At 61.1% G+C, this 18,195-nt stretch carries 16 protein-coding genes; 7 read left to right on the top strand and 9 right to left on the bottom strand.

Annotation, left to right across the window (positions count from 1 at the left end):
- Positions 1-40: 40 nt before the first annotated feature.
- Positions 41-604, bottom strand: coding sequence for a PRC-barrel domain-containing protein (locus tag ACI2KA_RS06700; protein WP_404500391.1), 564 nt, complete (start codon positions 602-604; stop codon positions 41-43).
- Positions 605-642: 38 nt separating this feature from the next.
- Between ACI2KA_RS06700 and ACI2KA_RS06695 the strand changes: the two genes are divergently transcribed.
- Positions 643-813: a hypothetical protein gene (locus tag ACI2KA_RS06695; protein ID WP_404500389.1), complete on the top strand. Its 171-nt coding sequence runs from the start codon at positions 643-645 to the stop codon at positions 811-813.
- 27 nt (positions 814-840) lie between these two features.
- Positions 841-2,565, top strand: a complete 1,725-nt coding sequence (locus tag ACI2KA_RS06690; protein WP_404500387.1) for a sensor histidine kinase — start codon at positions 841-843, stop codon at positions 2,563-2,565.
- Between the two features lie 251 nt (positions 2,566-2,816).
- Here the strand turns inward: ACI2KA_RS06690 and ACI2KA_RS06685 are convergent, their stop codons facing one another.
- Together ACI2KA_RS06685 and ACI2KA_RS06680 are read right to left on the bottom strand one after the other, a co-directional pair.
- Positions 2,817-3,800: a sensor histidine kinase gene (locus ACI2KA_RS06685; RefSeq protein WP_404500385.1), complete on the bottom strand. Its 984-nt coding sequence runs from the start codon at positions 3,798-3,800 to the stop codon at positions 2,817-2,819.
- Positions 3,801-3,902: 102 nt separating this feature from the next.
- A complete protein-coding gene (locus tag ACI2KA_RS06680) occupies positions 3,903-4,697 on the bottom strand; it encodes a response regulator (protein ID WP_404500383.1) in 795 nt (264 codons plus the stop codon).
- A 138-nt stretch (positions 4,698-4,835) separates the two neighbouring features.
- On the opposite strand from ACI2KA_RS06680, the gene ACI2KA_RS06675 reads away from it, so the two are divergent.
- Both ACI2KA_RS06675 and ACI2KA_RS06670 read left to right on the top strand, forming a co-directional pair.
- Complete coding sequence (locus tag ACI2KA_RS06675; protein ID WP_404500381.1) at positions 4,836-5,042, top strand: NepR family anti-sigma factor; 207 nt, start codon at positions 4,836-4,838, stop codon at positions 5,040-5,042.
- Entirely contained in the window at positions 5,042-5,608 is a 567-nt protein-coding gene (locus ACI2KA_RS06670) for an RNA polymerase sigma factor (RefSeq protein WP_003508744.1), read from the top strand. Before ACI2KA_RS06675 ends, ACI2KA_RS06670 begins: the two co-directional genes overlap by 1 nt.
- Before the next feature lie 63 nt (positions 5,609-5,671).
- On the opposite strand, the gene ACI2KA_RS06665 is transcribed toward ACI2KA_RS06670, so the two are convergent.
- Positions 5,672-6,142 (bottom strand): Lrp/AsnC ligand binding domain-containing protein, encoded by a 471-nt coding sequence (locus ACI2KA_RS06665; RefSeq protein ID WP_110759151.1) that lies wholly within the window; start codon positions 6,140-6,142, stop codon positions 5,672-5,674.
- A gap of 175 nt (positions 6,143-6,317) precedes the next feature.
- Between ACI2KA_RS06665 and putA the strand changes: the two genes are divergently transcribed.
- Positions 6,318-9,992 (top strand): trifunctional transcriptional regulator/proline dehydrogenase/L-glutamate gamma-semialdehyde dehydrogenase, encoded by a 3,675-nt coding sequence (gene putA / locus ACI2KA_RS06660; RefSeq protein WP_404500378.1) that lies wholly within the window; start codon positions 6,318-6,320, stop codon positions 9,990-9,992.
- 40 nt (positions 9,993-10,032) lie between these two features.
- Here putA and ACI2KA_RS06655 read toward each other — a convergent pair whose 3' ends face one another.
- From ACI2KA_RS06655 to ACI2KA_RS06640, 4 genes are all read right to left on the bottom strand, one after another.
- Positions 10,033-10,860, bottom strand: coding sequence for an ABC transporter ATP-binding protein (locus ACI2KA_RS06655; RefSeq protein WP_404500376.1), 828 nt, complete (start codon positions 10,858-10,860; stop codon positions 10,033-10,035).
- Between the two features lie 8 nt (positions 10,861-10,868).
- Positions 10,869-11,651, bottom strand: a complete 783-nt coding sequence (locus tag ACI2KA_RS06650) for an ABC transporter permease subunit (RefSeq protein ID WP_404500374.1) — start codon at positions 11,649-11,651, stop codon at positions 10,869-10,871.
- Positions 11,652-11,663: 12 nt separating this feature from the next.
- A complete protein-coding gene (locus ACI2KA_RS06645; RefSeq protein WP_404500372.1) occupies positions 11,664-12,617 on the bottom strand; it encodes an aliphatic sulfonate ABC transporter substrate-binding protein in 954 nt (317 codons plus the stop codon).
- 254 nt (positions 12,618-12,871) lie between these two features.
- Positions 12,872-14,401 carry an aldehyde dehydrogenase family protein gene (locus ACI2KA_RS06640; protein WP_404500370.1) on the bottom strand — a complete coding sequence of 510 codons (1,530 nt, stop codon included), beginning with the start codon at positions 14,399-14,401 and terminating at the stop codon, positions 12,872-12,874.
- Positions 14,402-14,602: 201 nt separating this feature from the next.
- Between ACI2KA_RS06640 and ACI2KA_RS06635 the strand changes: the two genes are divergently transcribed.
- A complete protein-coding gene (locus tag ACI2KA_RS06635) occupies positions 14,603-15,505 on the top strand; it encodes a LysR family transcriptional regulator (RefSeq protein WP_404500368.1) in 903 nt (300 codons plus the stop codon).
- Positions 15,506-15,525: 20 nt separating this feature from the next.
- On the opposite strand, the gene ACI2KA_RS06630 is transcribed toward ACI2KA_RS06635, so the two are convergent.
- Complete coding sequence (locus ACI2KA_RS06630) at positions 15,526-16,413, bottom strand: DMT family transporter (protein WP_404500366.1); 888 nt, start codon at positions 16,411-16,413, stop codon at positions 15,526-15,528.
- Positions 16,414-16,793: 380 nt separating this feature from the next.
- On the opposite strand from ACI2KA_RS06630, the gene ACI2KA_RS06625 reads away from it, so the two are divergent.
- Positions 16,794-18,125 carry a UDP-glucose dehydrogenase family protein gene (locus ACI2KA_RS06625; RefSeq protein ID WP_404500364.1) on the top strand — a complete coding sequence of 444 codons (1,332 nt, stop codon included), beginning with the start codon at positions 16,794-16,796 and terminating at the stop codon, positions 18,123-18,125.
- Positions 18,126-18,195: the final 70 nt, after the last annotated feature.

Raw genomic sequence — 18,195 nt, 5'->3', positions numbered from 1 at the left:
TGTTTGAAGCCGGTCCCGCTCCTGCCTCCCAGGTATGGGATCAAGGCTTGGTGGCGGATGTCGTCGTGCTGTCCGGTGAGGCCGGGGTTGCCGCGTTCTTTTCGCTGGTTTTCTGTTCCAGCGTCTTGAATTCCGGGGCAGCCTTCAGCGTTTCCGCCGTTTCCGTGGTCGTCAGACGAATGGTCCCGTCCTGCGCATTACGCGTCATCGTCACCTTGTCCATCGGAACCGCCACATCCTTTGCGCCAATGCCGAGGAAGCCGCCGACACCGATCACGGCTGCGACAAGGCCGCCATTTTCCTCCAGGATGAGGTTGGTGACGTTACCGATGCTCTCATCGGCTGCGGTGTAGACCGACTTGCCGATATAGTCATTGGCGCTGATCTGGGTTTCGCCCTGCTCCGTCAGATAGGCGCCGCCGGTTGTGGCGGCCGCGCTGTCATTGGCCGAAGGAGCAGCCGGCGCCAGCGGAGCCGCCGGTTCGGTCTGCGCGCCCGGATTTGCCGGTGCCGGCTGGGTGGTGCCCTGAGCGATGGCCAGCGGCGCGAAAGCCGTCGTGCCCATCAGGGCGGCGGTGACGAGTATCGTGAGTTTCTTTGCCATTTCGTACCTTCCTTTCATCGTTCTCAACTGGCCGGGCGATGGTGAATGTCGTTCTTGTTGCCTGGCCGGTTCGTTTTGCAAACGGGCTCATCGTTGAAATAGTTCCGATTTTTTCGGTCGCGCCGATGCAATTGTCGCGCGTTGCGACAACCGAAGGTGAAAATCAGGCATTGCTAAAGGAGGAGGGCACGGTATTATCGATGCCGTAACAATGCGATAACTGCCGGAGTTTTTATATGCCTCGACCCGGCGACAGACTGAAGGACATGATTTCGCTTTTGCGCCGGCGCAGCGCTAATTTTTTTCCGACTGCTTCCATCGGCACTTATCTGGTGGTGATGGCAACCGTCATCACCCTGCCGCTCATTCTTTTCGTCGGCTATCTGATGCTTCGCCTCGAAGCCGAAAAACGCGACGACCTGCAGCGGGAGACCATCGAGGATGTCCGGGTCGTCAGCCGCAACATCGACCGCCGCCTGCAGGAAATCGCCACCTCGCTCAATCTGCTGTCGCAATTCCCCGAACTCGAGAGCGGCAATCTCGCGGCATTTCAGGGGCGCGTCGCCGAAAGCCTGAAAAGGGAGGGCCTCTACGCCCTTCTCGCCACCAAGGACGGGCAGCAGCGCCTCAACACCCGGGTGTCCTATGGCCAGACCCTCGGCAAGGTGCCGGCCGAGGCCAATCTGGCCAAGGCGATCGATTCCCGCCGCATCACCGTCTCGGATCTGTTTTTCGGCTCCACCAGCAAGGAGTGGGTATTCAACGTCACCATGCCGCTCGATCCGGACCTCGCATCCGCCGGGGACGCGCTGATCCTGACGCAGAACGCCAGCGATCTGAGCCGGCTCATTCCGACGGAAAACCTGCCGCGCAACTGGGCGGTCGCCATCATCGACGGCACCAACCGCGTCGTCGTTTCCAGCGCGCAGGACGAGGCGGAAGTGGGCAAGCCGTTTGTCGATCCGGCCATACTTTCGGAAATGCAGGCCTTCAGCGGTAATTTTTTCGATGGCAAGGGCAATCTCTACGCCTATGCGCAATTGCCGGGCTGGCAATGGAAGACAGTGATGTGGGGACCGCTCGCCGCAAGCCAGGCGGCGCTGATCGACACCTGGCGACAGATGATGATCGGCAGCCTTGTGCTGGTGCTGATCGCCATTGGCGGCGCCTATCTGGTCGGCCGGCAATTGCGCAGTTCCATCCGCGACCTCACCCACATGGCCGAGCGCATCGGTGAAGGCGAGATCGTGGCGCCCGTCGATACCAAGATAAAGGAGGCCAACCAGGTCGCCATCGCGCTTTCCAACGCCTCCTTCGACAGAAGCCAGTCGGAAGAACGGCTGCAGCTGCTGCTGCATGAGCTGGTACATCGCTCCAAGAACATTCTGACGCTGGTTCAGGCGATGATCCGGCAATTGGGGCGGGAGAACAAAAGCATCCCCGAATTCCAGAAGGAAGTGGATCACCGCCTGCGCGGTCTGGGAATGTCGATCCGGGCCTTGGCGGAAGTTCAGTGGCAGGGTCTGCCGATCCGCAAGCTGATCGAGACCCACCTCGATGTTTTTGGCCCCGTATCGCAGCGTTTCGTCCTGACTGGGGAGGATTTCATGCTTTCGCCCGAGGCCGCCCAGAATTTTGGCCTCGTGATCCATGAACTGACGACGAACTCCATCAAATACGGAGCCTTATCGGTTCCACCTGGAAAAATCAGCATCAGCTGGCAGCCGCTCGAAAAAGACGGACGGCAGATGCTCCATCTCGCCTGGGTCGAGACGGGCGGCCCGCCCGCCAGCGAACCGAGCCGCAAGGGCTTCGGCACCACGGTTATCAAAAGACATGCGGAAGGCGCCTTTGGCGGCCAGGTCACGACCGAGTATCGTAAAACCGGCTTCGAATGGTCGCTGGAGGCGCCGATGCGCTATTTCGTCCCCAAGCGACCGGACCAGACCGGGCCGCACTGAGACGGACGAAACCGACAAAAAGACCGCTATTTTGCCGAATGTTAAAAAATTGCATTTTTCGGGAACCGAATCCGCTTGAGCGCATTTTTACTGCAGGCCAAGCAATTCCCCCGTCCCCGCCTGAAGCTTGGCTGATATAAACAGGTTTCGCCCCTGAAAACCTGTCATAAAATAGCACGGCTCTTTCATGGGCCGTGCTTTTTGTTGTGCCGAGGCATAAGGGCAATGGCGCACCGCAAGCGGTAATGGTCTCAGGATTCCGCGGCGTCGCCGGACGGGAATTTCAGCCGGTAGACGATCCGCTCCGGCGTCAGCTGATATTCGGCGCTTCCTGCAAGCGCGGAAGGCACCACTTTTTCCAGCACGACGCTGCCGAAACTGCCGCGCCGGGCCTCTGCCGGTTCTTTCGACGGCGTCACCGGCTCGTTCCATTCGACGATATAAAAATCACCCTCCTGACGACATTGCAGCGATATCGGCGGGTGATAGGCGAGATTGCCGCTGTGGCTGACCGTATTGACCACCAGTTCGTGGAAGGCCAGCCCGATATAAAGCGCCCCGTTGGGGTTGAGCAGCAGATTTTCGCCTTCCATGTGGATGAGGTTTGGATATTCCGGCACATAGAGATCGAATTGCTGGCGCAGAAGTTCGAATATGCGTGCGCCCCGCCAGTCCGAATCCGTGATGAGATCCTGGCTCTGGGCAAGCGCATGCAGCCGGCCCCGGAACTTGCGCAAAAAATCATCCTTGGTGAGACTGAAACGGGCCGTCTGGCCCGCAAGGCTCTGGATAATTGCCAGAAGGTTCTTGGAGCGATGGCTGACCTCGCGCAGCAACGAACGCAAAAGCTGCTCGCGCCGCCTTTCCGCCGTTACCTCGCGGATGGTGGTTTTCATCACCATCTGGTTCGATTGATTGAAGGTCGAATGGACCTGGAACTGGAAGACGCGGTCCTTGCCGGCGTTGACTTCCAGCATGCCGCGGCTGCCCGCGGTCACCATGTCCCTTTTCAGTTCGGCCAGCCGCACCGACAGGTCGTTGCCGAAGAGATTTTCATCGGTGGGATGGGTGTCGGCCGGCAGTTTCCAGACATCCGGCAGATTGGCCACGAATATATAGTCGCGGTTCCAGTCCTGGAGCATGACCGTCTCACCCGAATCGAGCAAGGCAAGGACAAGCGAATCGTGAAGCTCGCTTTCATCCCTCTCCGCGTTATGCCATGCCAGCCGATGCAAATTCGTCTCCTTGCAGAAAGCCGCAGGTCAATCCCCACGACCGTAACCGCCAACGCCCGGGCACCAGACTGGTTCCCGGCCGGCCTGCGGTTTCGGCATATTTCACGCCGCGACGCGTGAGCTTTCGTTGAAAAACAGGGCCTGGCTGATAAGCGCCTTCACCATGTCCGGATTGAAGGGTTTCGTCACAAGGAATGTCGGCTCGGGCCGTTCGCCCGTCAAAAGACGCTCGGGAAACGCCGTGATGAAGATGACCGGGAGGGAGGTCATCTGCAGGATATCCTTCATTGCATCGAGACCGGAACTGCCATCCGCAAGCTGAATGTCGGCAAGGATCATCTTGGGCTGGGTGCGATGGAAGAGGTCGAGAGCCTCGGTATGCGTGCGGGCGATGCCGGTGACGCGGTGGCCGAGATCGGTGACCATCTGCTCGATATCCATGGCGATCAGAGGCTCGTCCTCGATGATCATGATATCGGTTGCCACCTGCCGGGCGATTTCGGAAGCCGCTTCGTCAATCAGGCCGCCGACCTGATCTTCCGACACCTTCAGAACCTCTGCGGCTTCGGAAGGCGTGAATTCTTCGACCGTCGTCAGCAGAAAGGCCTGACGGGCGAGCGGCGGCACGGCGGAGAGGTTCGCGGAAGCACGCTTTTCCCATCCCGAGAGGTTTTCATCGGCCTTAATATTGATCGTGACGGAACTAAAGATCGATACGAACAATTGATAGAGCGACACCCGATCGTTGCTTGTCTGCGGAAAAATGCTGATATCGGCGATCAGAGCTTCGAGCGTTGCCGCAACATAGGCATCGCCCGTGGATTGTGAGCCGCAAACGGCACGCGCGAACCTGCGCAGATATGGCAGGTGCGGTGCGATGCGTGTAGAAACTGACATGGAATTCTCCCCTTTCATGCGGTCTGCAACGCAAACCCGAGATAGCAACGTGCGCATCGCAAAAAAAGTTCCGGACCGCCGGAACTATTTTTTTCATCGCGCATTCTTGGCCACGACGCAAAAGGAATACCCGACGTTATGAGCATATTTCAATCGGACCAAGATCAGCCGGACAATTCGGCCGCCCCCCAGGTTCCGCACTCCGGGCGGGCGGTGATTTCCCGTAAGCTCAGGGAGCTTTATGATGCCGTTCAGGACGAAGGCATCCCTGACAAATTCCTCGACCTTCTCGAAAAACTCGATGAAGCCGAAAGCAGAGCCAAGATCAAGGCTTCGGAGGAATGATGGCGAAAGAGCCGGAGCAGACAGAATACAATTTCAAGCGGGAAATGCTGGCGGCGCTGCCGAACCTGCGCGCCTTTGCGATTTCGCTCATCCGCTCGAGGGACCGCGCCGACGACCTCGTGCAGGATACGATCATGAAGGCATGGGCCAAACAGGACAGCTATCAGCCGGGCACCAATATGCGGGCATGGCTGGTGACGATCCTGCGCAACGAATTCTACAGCCAGATCCGCAAGTCCGGCCGTGAGGTGCAGGATACGGATGGGGTCTATACCTCACGTCTCTCCGTGCCGCCGGAGCAGCACGGCTCGGTCGATCTTCAGGATTTCCGCGCCGCACTCGCCAAACTGCCGGATGACCAGCGCGAAGCGATCCTGCTGATCGGCGCGTCAGGCTTCGCTTACGAAGAAGCCGCCGAGATTTGCGGTTGCCCCGTTGGCACGATCAAGAGCCGCGTCAGCCGCGCAAGGCTGCGTCTGCAGGAATTGCTGGGCATCGAAAACGAAAACGAATTCGGTCCCGACGCGCAGATGAGCGCGGTCACCGCAGCCGCCACGGCACGCTGAAAGAACTGAACTCAGGAACAAGACGGGCAGGCAGGCGTCTGCCCGTTTTTTAATGTCCACTTCTCAGATGCCGGTCTCCTTGACCGACTGCATGACCACGAAGGTGGAGGTATTGGCCACCGATGGCAGGCTCGAGATTTTTTCGCCAAGCACCCGGCGGTATTTGCGGATATCGCTGGTGCGCACCTTCAAGAGATAATCGAAGGCGCCGGCGATCATGTGGCACTCCTCCACCTCCTTGATCTTGCGCACCGCCGTGTTGAATTCCTCCAGCGCTTTTTCCCGCGTATCGGAAAGCTTGACCTCGGCGAAGGCGATGTGATCGACCCCGAGCTTGTGCGGATTGAGCACGGCCCGGAAGCCGAGAATATAACCCTCGTCCACCAGCCGCTTCAGCCGCGTCTGGCACGGCGTCTTGGAAAGACCGACCCTCTTTGACAGCTGCAGCACGGACATGCGCCCGTCCTCGCTGAGCGCCTCGAGAATCTTCAGATCGAAGTGATCCAGATCGTCTGTTTTTTGACTGTTTGCCATGTATTTTTACGCCATATATCAATAATAAAAGTTCATATTTCCTATTTTATGCTGAAAATAAGCCCATAGCAATTTCATCTGTGATGTTATTGTCGGCGACAGGATGACAAGCGGCGGGCGCAGGACACGCTGCCGCCGACGGTCTGTCTTCAACAGCTTTTTCAGGGTTTTCAGAATGGCCGATGGTGCAAGCAACGCCGGTGTAGTGGCGAACGGTATTTTCCAGAATTTCGCGCCGCCGGTGCGCGAGCAGAGCCTGCTGCGCAAGGCGATCACCGCCGCCTATCGCCGCCCGGAGGAAGAGTGCCTTGCGCCGCTGATCGAGGCGGCGACGGTGACATCCGAACAGGCAGCGGCCATTCGCGGCACGGCACGCACGCTGATCGAGGCCCTGCGCGCCAAGACCAGGGGCACCGGCGTTGAGGGGCTGGTGCAGGAATATTCGCTGTCCAGCCATGAGGGCGTGGCTTTGATGTGCCTTGCCGAAGCGCTGCTGCGCATTCCCGACACCGCCACCCGTGATGCGCTGATCCGCGACAAGATCGCGCGCGGCGACTGGAAGTCCCATATAGGCGGCGGGCGTTCGCTGTTCGTCAACGCCGCCACCTGGGGCCTCGTCATCACCGGCAAGCTGACCTCCACGGTCAATGACAGCGGCCTGTCGGCGGCGCTGACCAAGCTCATCGCCCGGGCCGGCGAACCCGTCATCCGCCGTGGCGTCGACATGGCCATGCGCATGATGGGCGAGCAGTTCGTGACCGGCGAGACGATCGGCGAAGCGATCAAACGCTCCAAGCCGCTGGAGGAGCAGGGCTTCCAATATTCCTACGACATGCTGGGCGAAGCCGCGACGACCGCAAAGGATGCGGAGCGTTATTATAAGGATTATGAAAACGCCATCCACGCCATCGGCAAAGCCTCGGCGGGACGCGGCATCTATGGCGGGCCGGGCATTTCGATCAAGCTTTCGGCGCTGCATCCGCGTTACGCTCGCGCGCAGGCCGAGCGGGTGATGGCGGAGCTTCTGCCGCGTGTCAAATCGCTGATGCTGCTCAGCAAGACCTATGATATCGGCCTCAACATCGATGCCGAAGAAGCCGACCGGCTGGAACTGTCGCTCGTCCTGCTGGAGGAACTGGCACTCGACGGGGATCTCGCCGGCTGGAACGGCCTCGGTTTCGTGGTGCAGGCCTATGGCCGCCGCTGCCCCTTCGTTCTGGATTACATCATCGATCTCGCCCGCCGTTCGGGCCGCCGCATCATGGTGCGTCTCGTCAAGGGCGCCTATTGGGACGCGGAAATCAAACGCGCGCAGGTGGACGGGCTGGAGGACTTCCCGGTCTTCACCCGCAAGGTGCACACGGATGTCTCCTACATCGCCTGCGCCCGCAAGCTGCTTGCCGCGCGCGATCTGGTCTTCCCGCAATTTGCGACCCACAATGCACAGTCCATGGCGACGATCTACCATCTCGCAGGCCCGGATTTCAAACTCGGCGACTACGAGTTCCAGTGCCTGCACGGCATGGGCGAACCGCTTTATGGCGAGGTCGTCGGTAAGAAGAAGCTCGACCGGCCATGCCGCTTTTATGCCCCGGTCGGCACCCATGAGACGCTGCTGGCCTATCTCGTCCGCCGCCTTTTGGAAAACGGCGCGAACTCCTCTTTCGTCAACCGCATTGCCGATCCAGCCGTACCGGTCGATTCGCTGCTCGAAGACCCGGTCGCCGTGGTCAAAGCCTATGCCGTTCCCGGTGCACGTCACGATCGCATCGTGGCACCCGCAGGTCTCTTCGGCCCAGAGCGGAGAAATTCCGCCGGCCTCGACCTCTCCAGTGAAACCACACTCTCCGCACTCGACAAGGTCCTGAAGGCAGGTGCCGCAACGGAATGGAAGGCTGCCGCGCCACAGGCGGGCGGCCAGACGCGCCCGGTCCTCAACCCCGGCGATCACACCGATATCGTCGGTCATGTGACCGAGCCGACGCAGGCCGATGTCGAAGCGGCCATGCAGCGGGCAGCGGCTTCAAGCTGGCCCTCCATCCCGGTGGGAGAACGCGCCGCCTGCCTGGAGCGGGCCGCCGACGCCATGCAGGCCGAAATGCCCGATCTGCTCGGCCTCATCATGCGCGAGGCGGGCAAATCCATGCCGAACGCCATTGCCGAAATACGCGAGGCCATCGATTTCCTGCGTTATTACGCAGCGGAAGCACGCAAGAATTTCAAGGCCGGCGAAACGCCGCTCGGCCCGGTCGTCTGCATCAGCCCGTGGAACTTCCCGCTTGCGATCTTCATCGGACAGGTGGCGGCGGCGCTGGTTGCCGGCAATCCGGTTCTGGCAAAGCCCGCCGAAGAAACGCCGCTCATTGCTGCGCAGGGCGTGCGCCTGCTGCATGAGGCAGGCGTTCCGCAAGACGCCGTGCAGCTCCTGCCGGGCGACGGCAAGACGGGCGCGGCCCTCGTCGGCTCCCCACTGACGGCGGGCGTGATGTTCACCGGTTCAACCGAGGTGGCGCGGCTCATTCAGGGCCAGCTTGCCGGCCGGGTTCTGGCCAGTGGCCAGCCGGTGCCGCTGATTGCCGAGACCGGCGGCCAGAACGCCATGATCGTCGATTCCTCCGCACTTGCCGAACAGGTCGTCGCCGATGTCATCGCATCCGCCTTCGACAGCGCCGGCCAGCGCTGCTCGGCGCTGCGCATTCTCTGCCTGCAGGACGATGTGGCGGACCGCACGCTGACCATGCTGAAGGGTGCGCTGCATGAATTGCGCATCGGCCGCACGGATCGGCTCTCCGTCGATGTCGGCCCCGTCATCACCGCAGAAGCAAAAGACATCATCGAAAAACACATTGACGGCATGCGTTCGCTCGGCCACCGCATCGAACAGATCACGCTTGCGGGCGAGACCGGCAAGGGCACCTTCGTGCCGCCAACCATTATCGAGATGAAATCGCTCGCCGATCTGAAGCGCGAAGTCTTCGGGCCGGTGCTGCATGTCATCCGCTTCAAGCGCGACAATCTCGACCGGCTGATCGACGAGATCAACGCCACCGGCTACGGCCTGACCTTCGGACTGCATACACGTCTCGACGATACGATCCAGCATGTCCTATCCCGCGTTGCGGCTGGTAATCTTTATGTGAACCGCAACATCATCGGCGCGGTGGTCGGCGTGCAGCCGTTCGGCGGGCGCGGCCTTTCCGGAACCGGCCCCAAGGCCGGCGGCCCGCTCTATCTCGGGCGCATGACTGAGAAAGCGCCGAAGATCGACCGCATCGCCAGCCAGCAGGATCAGGCGGCGGTCGATCTCGCCCGCTGGCTGGATGAAAATGGTCAGACCGTCGCTGCCGAAGCCGCACGGCAGGCCGCGGCACTTTCCGGCCTCGGTTTCGAGACCGAGCTGGCAGGCCCCGTCGGCGAGCGCAACGTCTATGCGCTGCATCCGCGCGGCAAGATCCTGCTGGTGCCAGCCACCGAACAGGGGCTTTACCGCCAGCTTGCGGCGGCGCTTTCCACCGGAAACGCGGTCGTCATCGACAATGCATCGGGGCTGGAAAAGGCGATCTACGGCCTGCCGGCAACCGTCACCTCGCGCATCCTCTGGGCCGATGACTGGGAAAAATCGACCCCCTTTGCCGGTGCGCTGGTCGAGGGCGACGCCGATCGCGTGATTGCGGTCAACAGGAAGATCGCCGCCCTGCCCGGCCCGCTGGTTCTGGTTCAGGCCGCCACGACGGACGCGCTTTCCGGCGAAAGCCAGCCTTACAATCTCGACTGGCTGGTGGAAGAGGTCTCCGTCAGCGTCAACACCACGGCCGCCGGCGGCAATGCCAGCCTGATGAGCATCGGCTAAGACATGGTCCCGGCGGGGTCTCGGCCCTGCCGGTCCATTTTTATCCGTTCACCTCACCGCGACCGAAGAGCTGGTTCAGAACCTGCTCTTCCAGCCTTGCAAATTCCGCCGTGCCATGACGGCGCGGACGCGGCAGCTTCACATCGAGATCGAGCGCGATGCGGCCCTCATCGATGACGACGATGCGGTCGGCAAGCGCCACGGCCTCCGACACGTCATGGGTGACGAGGACCGCGGTGAATTTCTGCTTGCGCCAGATGCGCTCCAGCAACAGCTGCATTTCGATGCGGGTGAGCGCATCGAGCGCACCGAGCGGTTCATCCAGCGCCAGGATCTGCGGATGGGCCACCAGCGCGCGCGCCAGGGCCACGCGCTGCTTCTGCCCGCCCGACAGCACATAGGGCCACTCGCCCGCCCGATCCTTCAGCCCCACCTCGTCGAGAATGGCAAGCGCCTGTTCCTGCGCCGCCTCGCCCTTGGCAATGCCGGTCAGGCCCACGGACACGTTGTTGGCGATGCGCTCCCAGGGCAGAAGGCGCGGCTCCTGGAACATCATGCGGGTGCGGCTCGATGGGTCTTTCGAGACGGTTCCGGTCGTCGGCGTATCGAGACCGGCCAGAATGCGCAAAAGCGTACTCTTGCCGCAACCGCTCTTGCCGATGATGGCCAGAAACTCGCCTTCCCGCACGTCGAGATCGATGCCGCGCAGGACCGGCTTGTCGCCAAAGCTCTTTACCACATTGCGAAAGCTGAAGGCGACCTTGCCTTCAGCGGGCTTGTCGCGTTGTTCGGTCTTCGCCTCCGTGCCGAAGGGAAGGGATTGCGGGGCATCGGGGCGTCTCAGCGTCGTCACATTGCCGGTCGACATGGGTTACCTCAGACTTTCTTGAAGGCTGGATGCCATTGCAGGAAGACGCTTTCGAGGAAACGGGCGAAACTGTCCGCCAGCTTGCCGAGAAGCGCATAGATGAGGATCGACAGCACCACGACGTCGATCAGCAGGAATTCGCGCGCCTGCATGGCCATATAGCCAAGGCCGGAGGAGGAGGAGATGGTTTCCGCCACGATGAGGGTCAGCCACATGATGCCGAGCGCATAACGCAGGCCGGTGAAAATGGCGGGCAGCGCACCGGGCAGGATCACCCGCCGGAACAGGGTGAAAGGCGACATGCCATAGGTGCGGCCCATCTCCACCAGCTGCGGATCGACGCCCTGAATACCGAGCAGCGTGTTGATGTAGATCGGGAAGAACACGCCGAGCGCGACGAGGAACAGCTTGGCCTCCTCATCGATGCCGAACCACAGGATGACGAGCGGGATGAGCGCCAGATGCGGAATGTTGCGGATCATCTGCAGCGTCGTGTCGGTGAAGCTGCGGGAAAATTTCGACAGACCGTTGGCCAGTCCGAAAATGAAGCCGATGGCGCCGCCAATGGCGAAACCGGCAAGCGCCCGGGCGGAGCTGACGCCGATATTGGCGATGAGTTCACCCGAAAGCAGAAGCCGCCAGAAAGCTTCCGCGACAGCGGAGGGGGCCGGAAGCACATTGGCCGAAATCAGGCCGACACGCGCCGCGGCCTCCCACCCCACCAGGATGAGTGCCGGGAGCAGCCAGCCCGTGGCGCCGCCAATGTCGAAACGCTTTCTGGTGCTCACCATATTTCCTCCGGCTCAGTTGGTCGCACCCGACCAGACGGCATCCTTGATGCTGATCTGTTTGGGAATGAGGCCAAGACGGTAAAATCGGTCGGCGGTTTCCTGCTGGCTGGCGATAATCTTGTCGTCGATCTTGGTGATGCCGAATTCCGAGCGGTTCGCGGCAAGCGTCTGCGCCTCCAGCGGGACACCCGTCACCTCATGCAGGGCGGCGGCCACCTTGTCGCGATTGGCGGCCGACCATTTCGCCGCCTCGCCCAGCGCATCGAGGGTGATATTGATGGTGTCCGCATGCGATTTGGCATAGTCGCGATTGGCGAGGAAATAGGTGCTGACATCAAGAACATCGCTGGTCCGGGCAAGGGTCACCGGCTTGTAGCGGGTTTCGGCAATCGCGTAGAACGGATCCCAGACGGCCCAGGCATCGATCTTGTCGCTGGCGAAAGCGGCCGCGGCATCGGCTGGGCTGAGATAGGTCACCTCGATATCGCCGAGTTTCAGGCCGTTCTTCTCCAGCGCCGCGACCAGCAGGTTGTGCGCACTGGTGCCCTTGCCGACGCCGACCTTCTTGCCCTTGAGATCGGCAACCGACTTGATGCCGCTTTCAGGCTTGGTGAAGATCGCCTCGCCCTTGCCGTTCGACGGAAGGGCTGCGACATAGACAATGGCCGATCCCGCCGCCTGGCCGAAAATCGGCGGCGCATCACCTGTCCAGCCGACATTGATGGAGCCGACATTCAGGGCTTCCACCAGCGGCGGACCTGCCGTGAACTCGACCCAGGACACCTTGACGCCCTTGGCCTCAAGCGCCTTTTCGATAACGCCCTGCTGCCTTGCGATCACCGGCAGGCCGGTCTTCTGATAACCGATCTTCAGTTCTTCCGCCGCCCGGGCCTGTAACGGCAGCACGGAGAAGGTGGCGGCGACGAGAACGCCTGCGGAAAAGATACGGCGGGTGACGGCTGGCATTTCATCTCCTTATCACCAGCCCCTGTGGCCGGTCTGCGATATGGAGCAATGCTAGGGTTTTCAAGTAAAACGATAGAGAGACGATAATTCAATATGAGCGATATTGCGGGAATAAAATTCCGCGAAAAAGCATGTTTTCCGCAAATCGTCGCGGACGCCCGCGCCCGACCCGTCGAATGGAAATGCCGGCGCGGAGGGAGCCGCGCCGGCATGATGGATCAATTTGTCTATCGATGCCGCGATTGCAGAAGCGATTATTCGATATCGAAGGAAACGCCCTGCGCCAGAGGCAGCGCCTTGGAATAATTGATCGTGTTGGTGGCGCGGCGCATATAGGCCTTCCACGCATCCGAACCGGATTCGCGGCCACCGCCGGTTTCCTTCTCACCGCCGAACGCGCCGCCGATTTCCGCACCCGAGGTGCCGATATTGACGTTGGCAATGCCGCAATCCGAGCCCTCCGACGACAGGAACCGTTCCGATTCCTGGATATCACGGGTGAAAATCGACGATGAAAGACCGGCGGCGACGGCGTTATGGGCGTCGATCGCCTGATCGAGATCGCTGTATTTCATGACATAAAGGATCGGCGCGAAAGTCTCTTCGAGCACGGGACCAACCTGCGTCGGCATCTCCACCAGCGCGGGCTTGACGTAATAGGCATCCGGTGCGCCGGTATCGACACGGCCGCCGCCATTCACCACGCCATCATGGGCTTTCGCCGCTTCGAGCGCCTTCTGCATGCCGTCGAAAGCCGCCTTGTCGACCAGCGGGCCGACGAGTGCCGATGTTTCCAGCGGGTTGCCGACGGAAACGGAGGCATAGGCCTTTTTCAGCCGCGGCACGAGCTGGTCGTAAACGCTGTCATGCACGAAGAGACGGCGAAGCGTGGTGCAGCGCTGGCCGGCGGTGCCCATGGCGCCGAAGGCGATGGCGCGCAGCGCCATGTCGAGATCGGCGGACGGGCAGACGATGCCGGCATTGTTGCCGCCGAGTTCCAGAATGGCGCGGGCGAAGCGCTTCGCCAGACGCGGACCGACATCGCGGCCCATGCGGGTGGAACCGGTGGCGGAGACGAGCGGCACCTTGGCATTGTCCACCAGCGCTTCACCGACGGCGCGATCGCCGATCAGCAGCTGCGACAGGCCTTCCGGCGCATCGCCGAAACGGGCGGCGACCCGTTCGAAGATGCCCTGAACCGCCAGCGCCGTCAGCGGCGTCTTTTCCGAAGGCTTCCAGACAACCGAATTGCCGCAGACGATGGCGAGCGCCGCATTCCACGACCAGACGGCAACCGGGAAATTGAAGGCCGAGATGACGCCGACGACACCGAGCGGATGCCAGGTTTCCATCATGCGGTGGCCGGGACGTTCGGTGGCGATGGTGAGACCGTAAAGCTGGCGGGAAAGACCGACGGCGAAATCGCAGATATCGATCATTTCCTGCACTTCGCCGAGACCTTCCGACGGGATCTTGCCCGCTTCCAGCGACACGAGACGGCCGAGATCGGCCTTGAAGGCGCGCAGTTCTTCGCCCAGAAGCCGGATCAGTTCGCCACGACGGGGCGCCGGCACATTACGCCACGTCTTGAAGGCGGCATCGGCCCGGTCGACCACGGCTGCGACGCCTTCGACCGACACGGTCTTGAGATTCGCGACCTGCTCACCCGTCACCGGGCTGAAAGACGCCATGTCGCCGCCGGTATAAAGATCGCGGGCAACACCCATCCTGTCGAGCAGGGCCGCGGCTTCCTTTTTCACGTCAAGCTTCGTGGTCGCATCCATATCCAATCGTCCTTTTTGACTGAAAGGGGAGGAAAGGCCGTTTTGATACGGCGCTTTCAACTCCCGTCGCTGTTCTTTCCCCGAATTTGTCAACAGTGCCGCCAGGCCGGCAAAACACCATTCCATTCTTTCCCGTAATCATATATGGGCATAACAACCCTTTTCCAATGAGGAAAGCGGGTAAGTTGATGCGAGAATGGAATGGATCCGCGCAGAAGACTGGTTCCCGACATCGTTACCCTGCAAGCGTTCGAATGCGCGGCAAGGCATGGCAATTTTACCCGTGCGGCGGAAGAACTCAACCTCACGCAGAGTGCGGTGAGCCGGCAGATCGGCGAGCTGGAAGCACAGACGGGGATGCAGCTGTTCGAGCGCATCCGCAGGCGGGTCGTGCTGTCGGAGGCGGGGCGGAAATTCCTGCCCGACGTGCGGCGCCTGTTGCAGCAATCCGAGCAGCTGATGGTGCGGGCGGTCTCGGCCGGAACATCGCACGCATCCCTGTCCGTCGCCACATTGCCGACCTTCGGCAGCCGCTGGCTGATGCCGCGCCTCTACCGCTTCATCGACGCCAATCCCGACATGACGATCACCGTCGGCTCACGATCACAGCCCTTCGATTTCGATGAGGAAGGTTTCGATCTCGCCATTCATTATGGCCAGCCGGTCTGGGCGCACGGCACCTGCACGTTTTTATGCAACGAGGTGATCGTGCCGGTCGCAAGCCCCGCCCTGCTCAGCCGCGCCGGCGTGACCAGGGTGCAGGATTTGGCAAGGCAGCCGCTGCTGCATGTCACGACGCGACCGAAGCTGTGGACGGAATGGCTGGAGATGAACGGGGTAACGGCTGACAATGCCTATCAGGGCAGCCGTTTCGACCAGTTTTCGATGATCATCGAGGCCGCCGCCAGCGGCATCGGCTTTGCCCTTCTGCCGAAATATCTGATCGAGGCGGAACTTGCCTCCGGCCGTCTCGGCATCGTCTTCGACATCCCGCTGCAAACCGACAAGAGCTACTACGTTGCCCTGCCGGAAGGGCGGCAGGACAATGCGCTTGCCCGCGCCTTTCAGGCCTGGCTGCTCGATCAGGTCGGCAAGCCGGCCTGATTTCCAGCCGGCATCGAACATCAGAGCCGATTGCGGAAGAACGGGTTCCAGCGCACGGTGCCGAGCCTTACCTTTTCGCGGATCATCGTGAGCAGCCCCGATGCGGCGATGACCGCCAGCCCGAGCACCGCAATGGCGTCAGGATATTCGTGAAAGAAGGCGATACCGATCGCCACCGCCCAGAGGATCTGCGAATAATGCGACGGCGCGATCTGGCTGGCCGGCGCAATGCGGGTCGCGACCAGAAGGGTGATCTGCCCCGTTGCCGTGCAAAGTCCGATGAAGGCGAAGGCCAGCAGCTGGTGCAGGTTGGGCATGACAAAATCGGGGATGGAGGCAATGCCGTTGAAGGTGAGCCCGTAAATCAGCAGCACGCCCATGATCGAGGTGCGCTTTTCCTTGCCCGCCAGCGAGCGCAAAAGCACGATGGTCATGGCCGCCAGGAAGGCGACGCCAATGGCGGCGATATGGCCGAGTTCCAGCGTCTTGAAACCCGGCCGCACGACGAGGATGACACCGACAATGCCGGCCAGAACCGCCGCCCAGCGCCATGGGCCGATATTCTCCTTCAGGACCACGGCGGAAAGGACGGTTACGAAGAGCGGCGACAGAAAGATCAGCGCATAGGCTTCCGCCAGCGGAATGGTGGTGAAGGCGTAGATACCGAAAATGCCGGCGAAGAGGCCGGAGATCGCGCGCCCATGCACGGCGAAAGGCCGGCTCATGCGCCAGAATTCGCGCCACCTTTCCTCGCGTGGCTTGCTGAAGAAGATGAAGATGCCGGAAAAGAGGATGCTGAAGAAGCCGATCTCGAAAACGCTGATCTGTGATCCCAGCGACTTGATCGTGGCATCGCCCCAGGAAAAGCTCGCATAAGCGAACAGACCGAGCAGAAAACCCTTTTGCATTTGAACTTCCCCGAACATCGACTGCAACGCAAAGCATCCCCCGGCCGCGGGAAGCGACCCGGACGCCCCTCAAGGGGACAGACAGTCTGGCAGATTTGATCCTCACCCTATGGCTAGACCCGGCTACCTATGAGTGCAAGCGACAAAAGGAGCAAAAACGTGCGATCTCGCCGCATCGATGCAATCGGCGACAAGGTGCGGCAAATTTGTCCCGCCGCCGCCATCACATCAACGTCATGGAAAGAGGTTAGCCGGTGTTGATCGTGGCGCTTGGCGACGGGCATGAAGGCGGCTAAATATTATCGTGGGATTTTCGCCCACCGATTTCCCCGGCTGGTTCTGCCGCGTTAACATGGCCTCGCTAACCGAAAGGAAAAAGAATGCGGATAGTGATGATCGGTTCGGGTTATGTCGGCCTCGTGTCCGGCGCGTGTTTTGCGGATTTCGGCCATGACGTGGTTTGCGTCGACAAGATGCCGGAGAAGATCGAAGCCCTGAAAAACGGCCATATCCCGATCTTCGAGCCGGGTCTCGATGTCATCGTCGCCAACAATGCCAGGGCCGGCCGGCTGAGTTTCACCACCGATCTGTCCGCAGCCGTTGCCAATGCCGATGTCGTCTTCATCGCGGTCGGCACGCCCTCGCGGCGCGGCGATGGCCATGCCGATCTCGGTTATGTCTATGCGGCGGCAAAAGAGATCGCCCATGCGCTCGACGGTTTCACCGTCATCGTCACCAAATCCACCGTTCCCGTCGGCACCGGCGACGAGGTGGAGCGCATTATCCGCGAGGAAAATCCCTCGGCCGATTTCGCCGTGGTCTCCAATCCGGAATTCCTGCGCGAAGGGGCTGCCATCGAGGATTTCAAGCGGCCGGACCGCATCGTCGTCGGCCTTTCGGACGAGCGCGCCCGCCCCGTGATGACGGAGGTTTACCGCCCGCTCTACCTTAACCAGTCGCCGCTGCTCTTCACCACCAGGCGTGCTTCAGAACTGATCAAATATGCCGCCAATGCCTTTCTGGCGATGAAGATCACCTTCATCAACGAGATGGCCGACCTCTGCGAGAAGGTCGGCGCCAATGTCCAGGACGTGTCGCGCGGCATCGGTCTCGACGGCCGCATCGGCTCGAAATTCCTGCATGCCGGCCCCGGTTATGGCGGCTCCTGTTTTCCCAAGGACACGCTGGCGCTTGCCAAGACCGCACAGGACTATGACGCGCCGGTGCGGCTGATCGAGACCACAATCGCCATCAACGACAACCGCAAGCGCGCCATGGGCCGCAAGGTCATCAATGCGGTGGGCGGCGATGTGCGCGGCAAGAAGATCGCCGTGCTTGGCCTCACCTTCAAGCCGAATACCGACGACATGCGCGACAGCCCGGCTATCGCCATCATCCAGACCCTGCAGGACGGCGGTGCCAGGGTGGTGGGTTACGATCCGGAAGGCATGGCCAATGCCCGCCACATGATGGAGGATATCGACTATGCGACAGGCCCCTACGAAGCGGCGGAGGATGCCGACGCGGTGGTGATCGTAACGGAATGGAACCAGTTTCGCGCGCTCGACCTGCCGCGCCTGAAGGCAATCATGAAAAGCCCGGTGCTGGTGGACCTGCGCAATATTTACCGCACGGACGAGGTGGCCGCCCATGGCTTCATCTATGCCGCGGTCGGCCGTCCGCACGAAGGCAGCGCCGGTAACGGCGCTTAAGGGTTTCGCTTCGCAATTTCATCAAGGTTTTTTTGCGCTTCGGTTAAACCGCAACGCACCAACGGATTTG

The organism is Agrobacterium sp. NPDC089420 (assembly GCF_044900305.1).
Classification (GTDB): domain Bacteria; phylum Pseudomonadota; class Alphaproteobacteria; order Rhizobiales; family Rhizobiaceae; genus Agrobacterium.
This window is presented reverse-complemented; position numbering and strand designations above follow the sequence as displayed.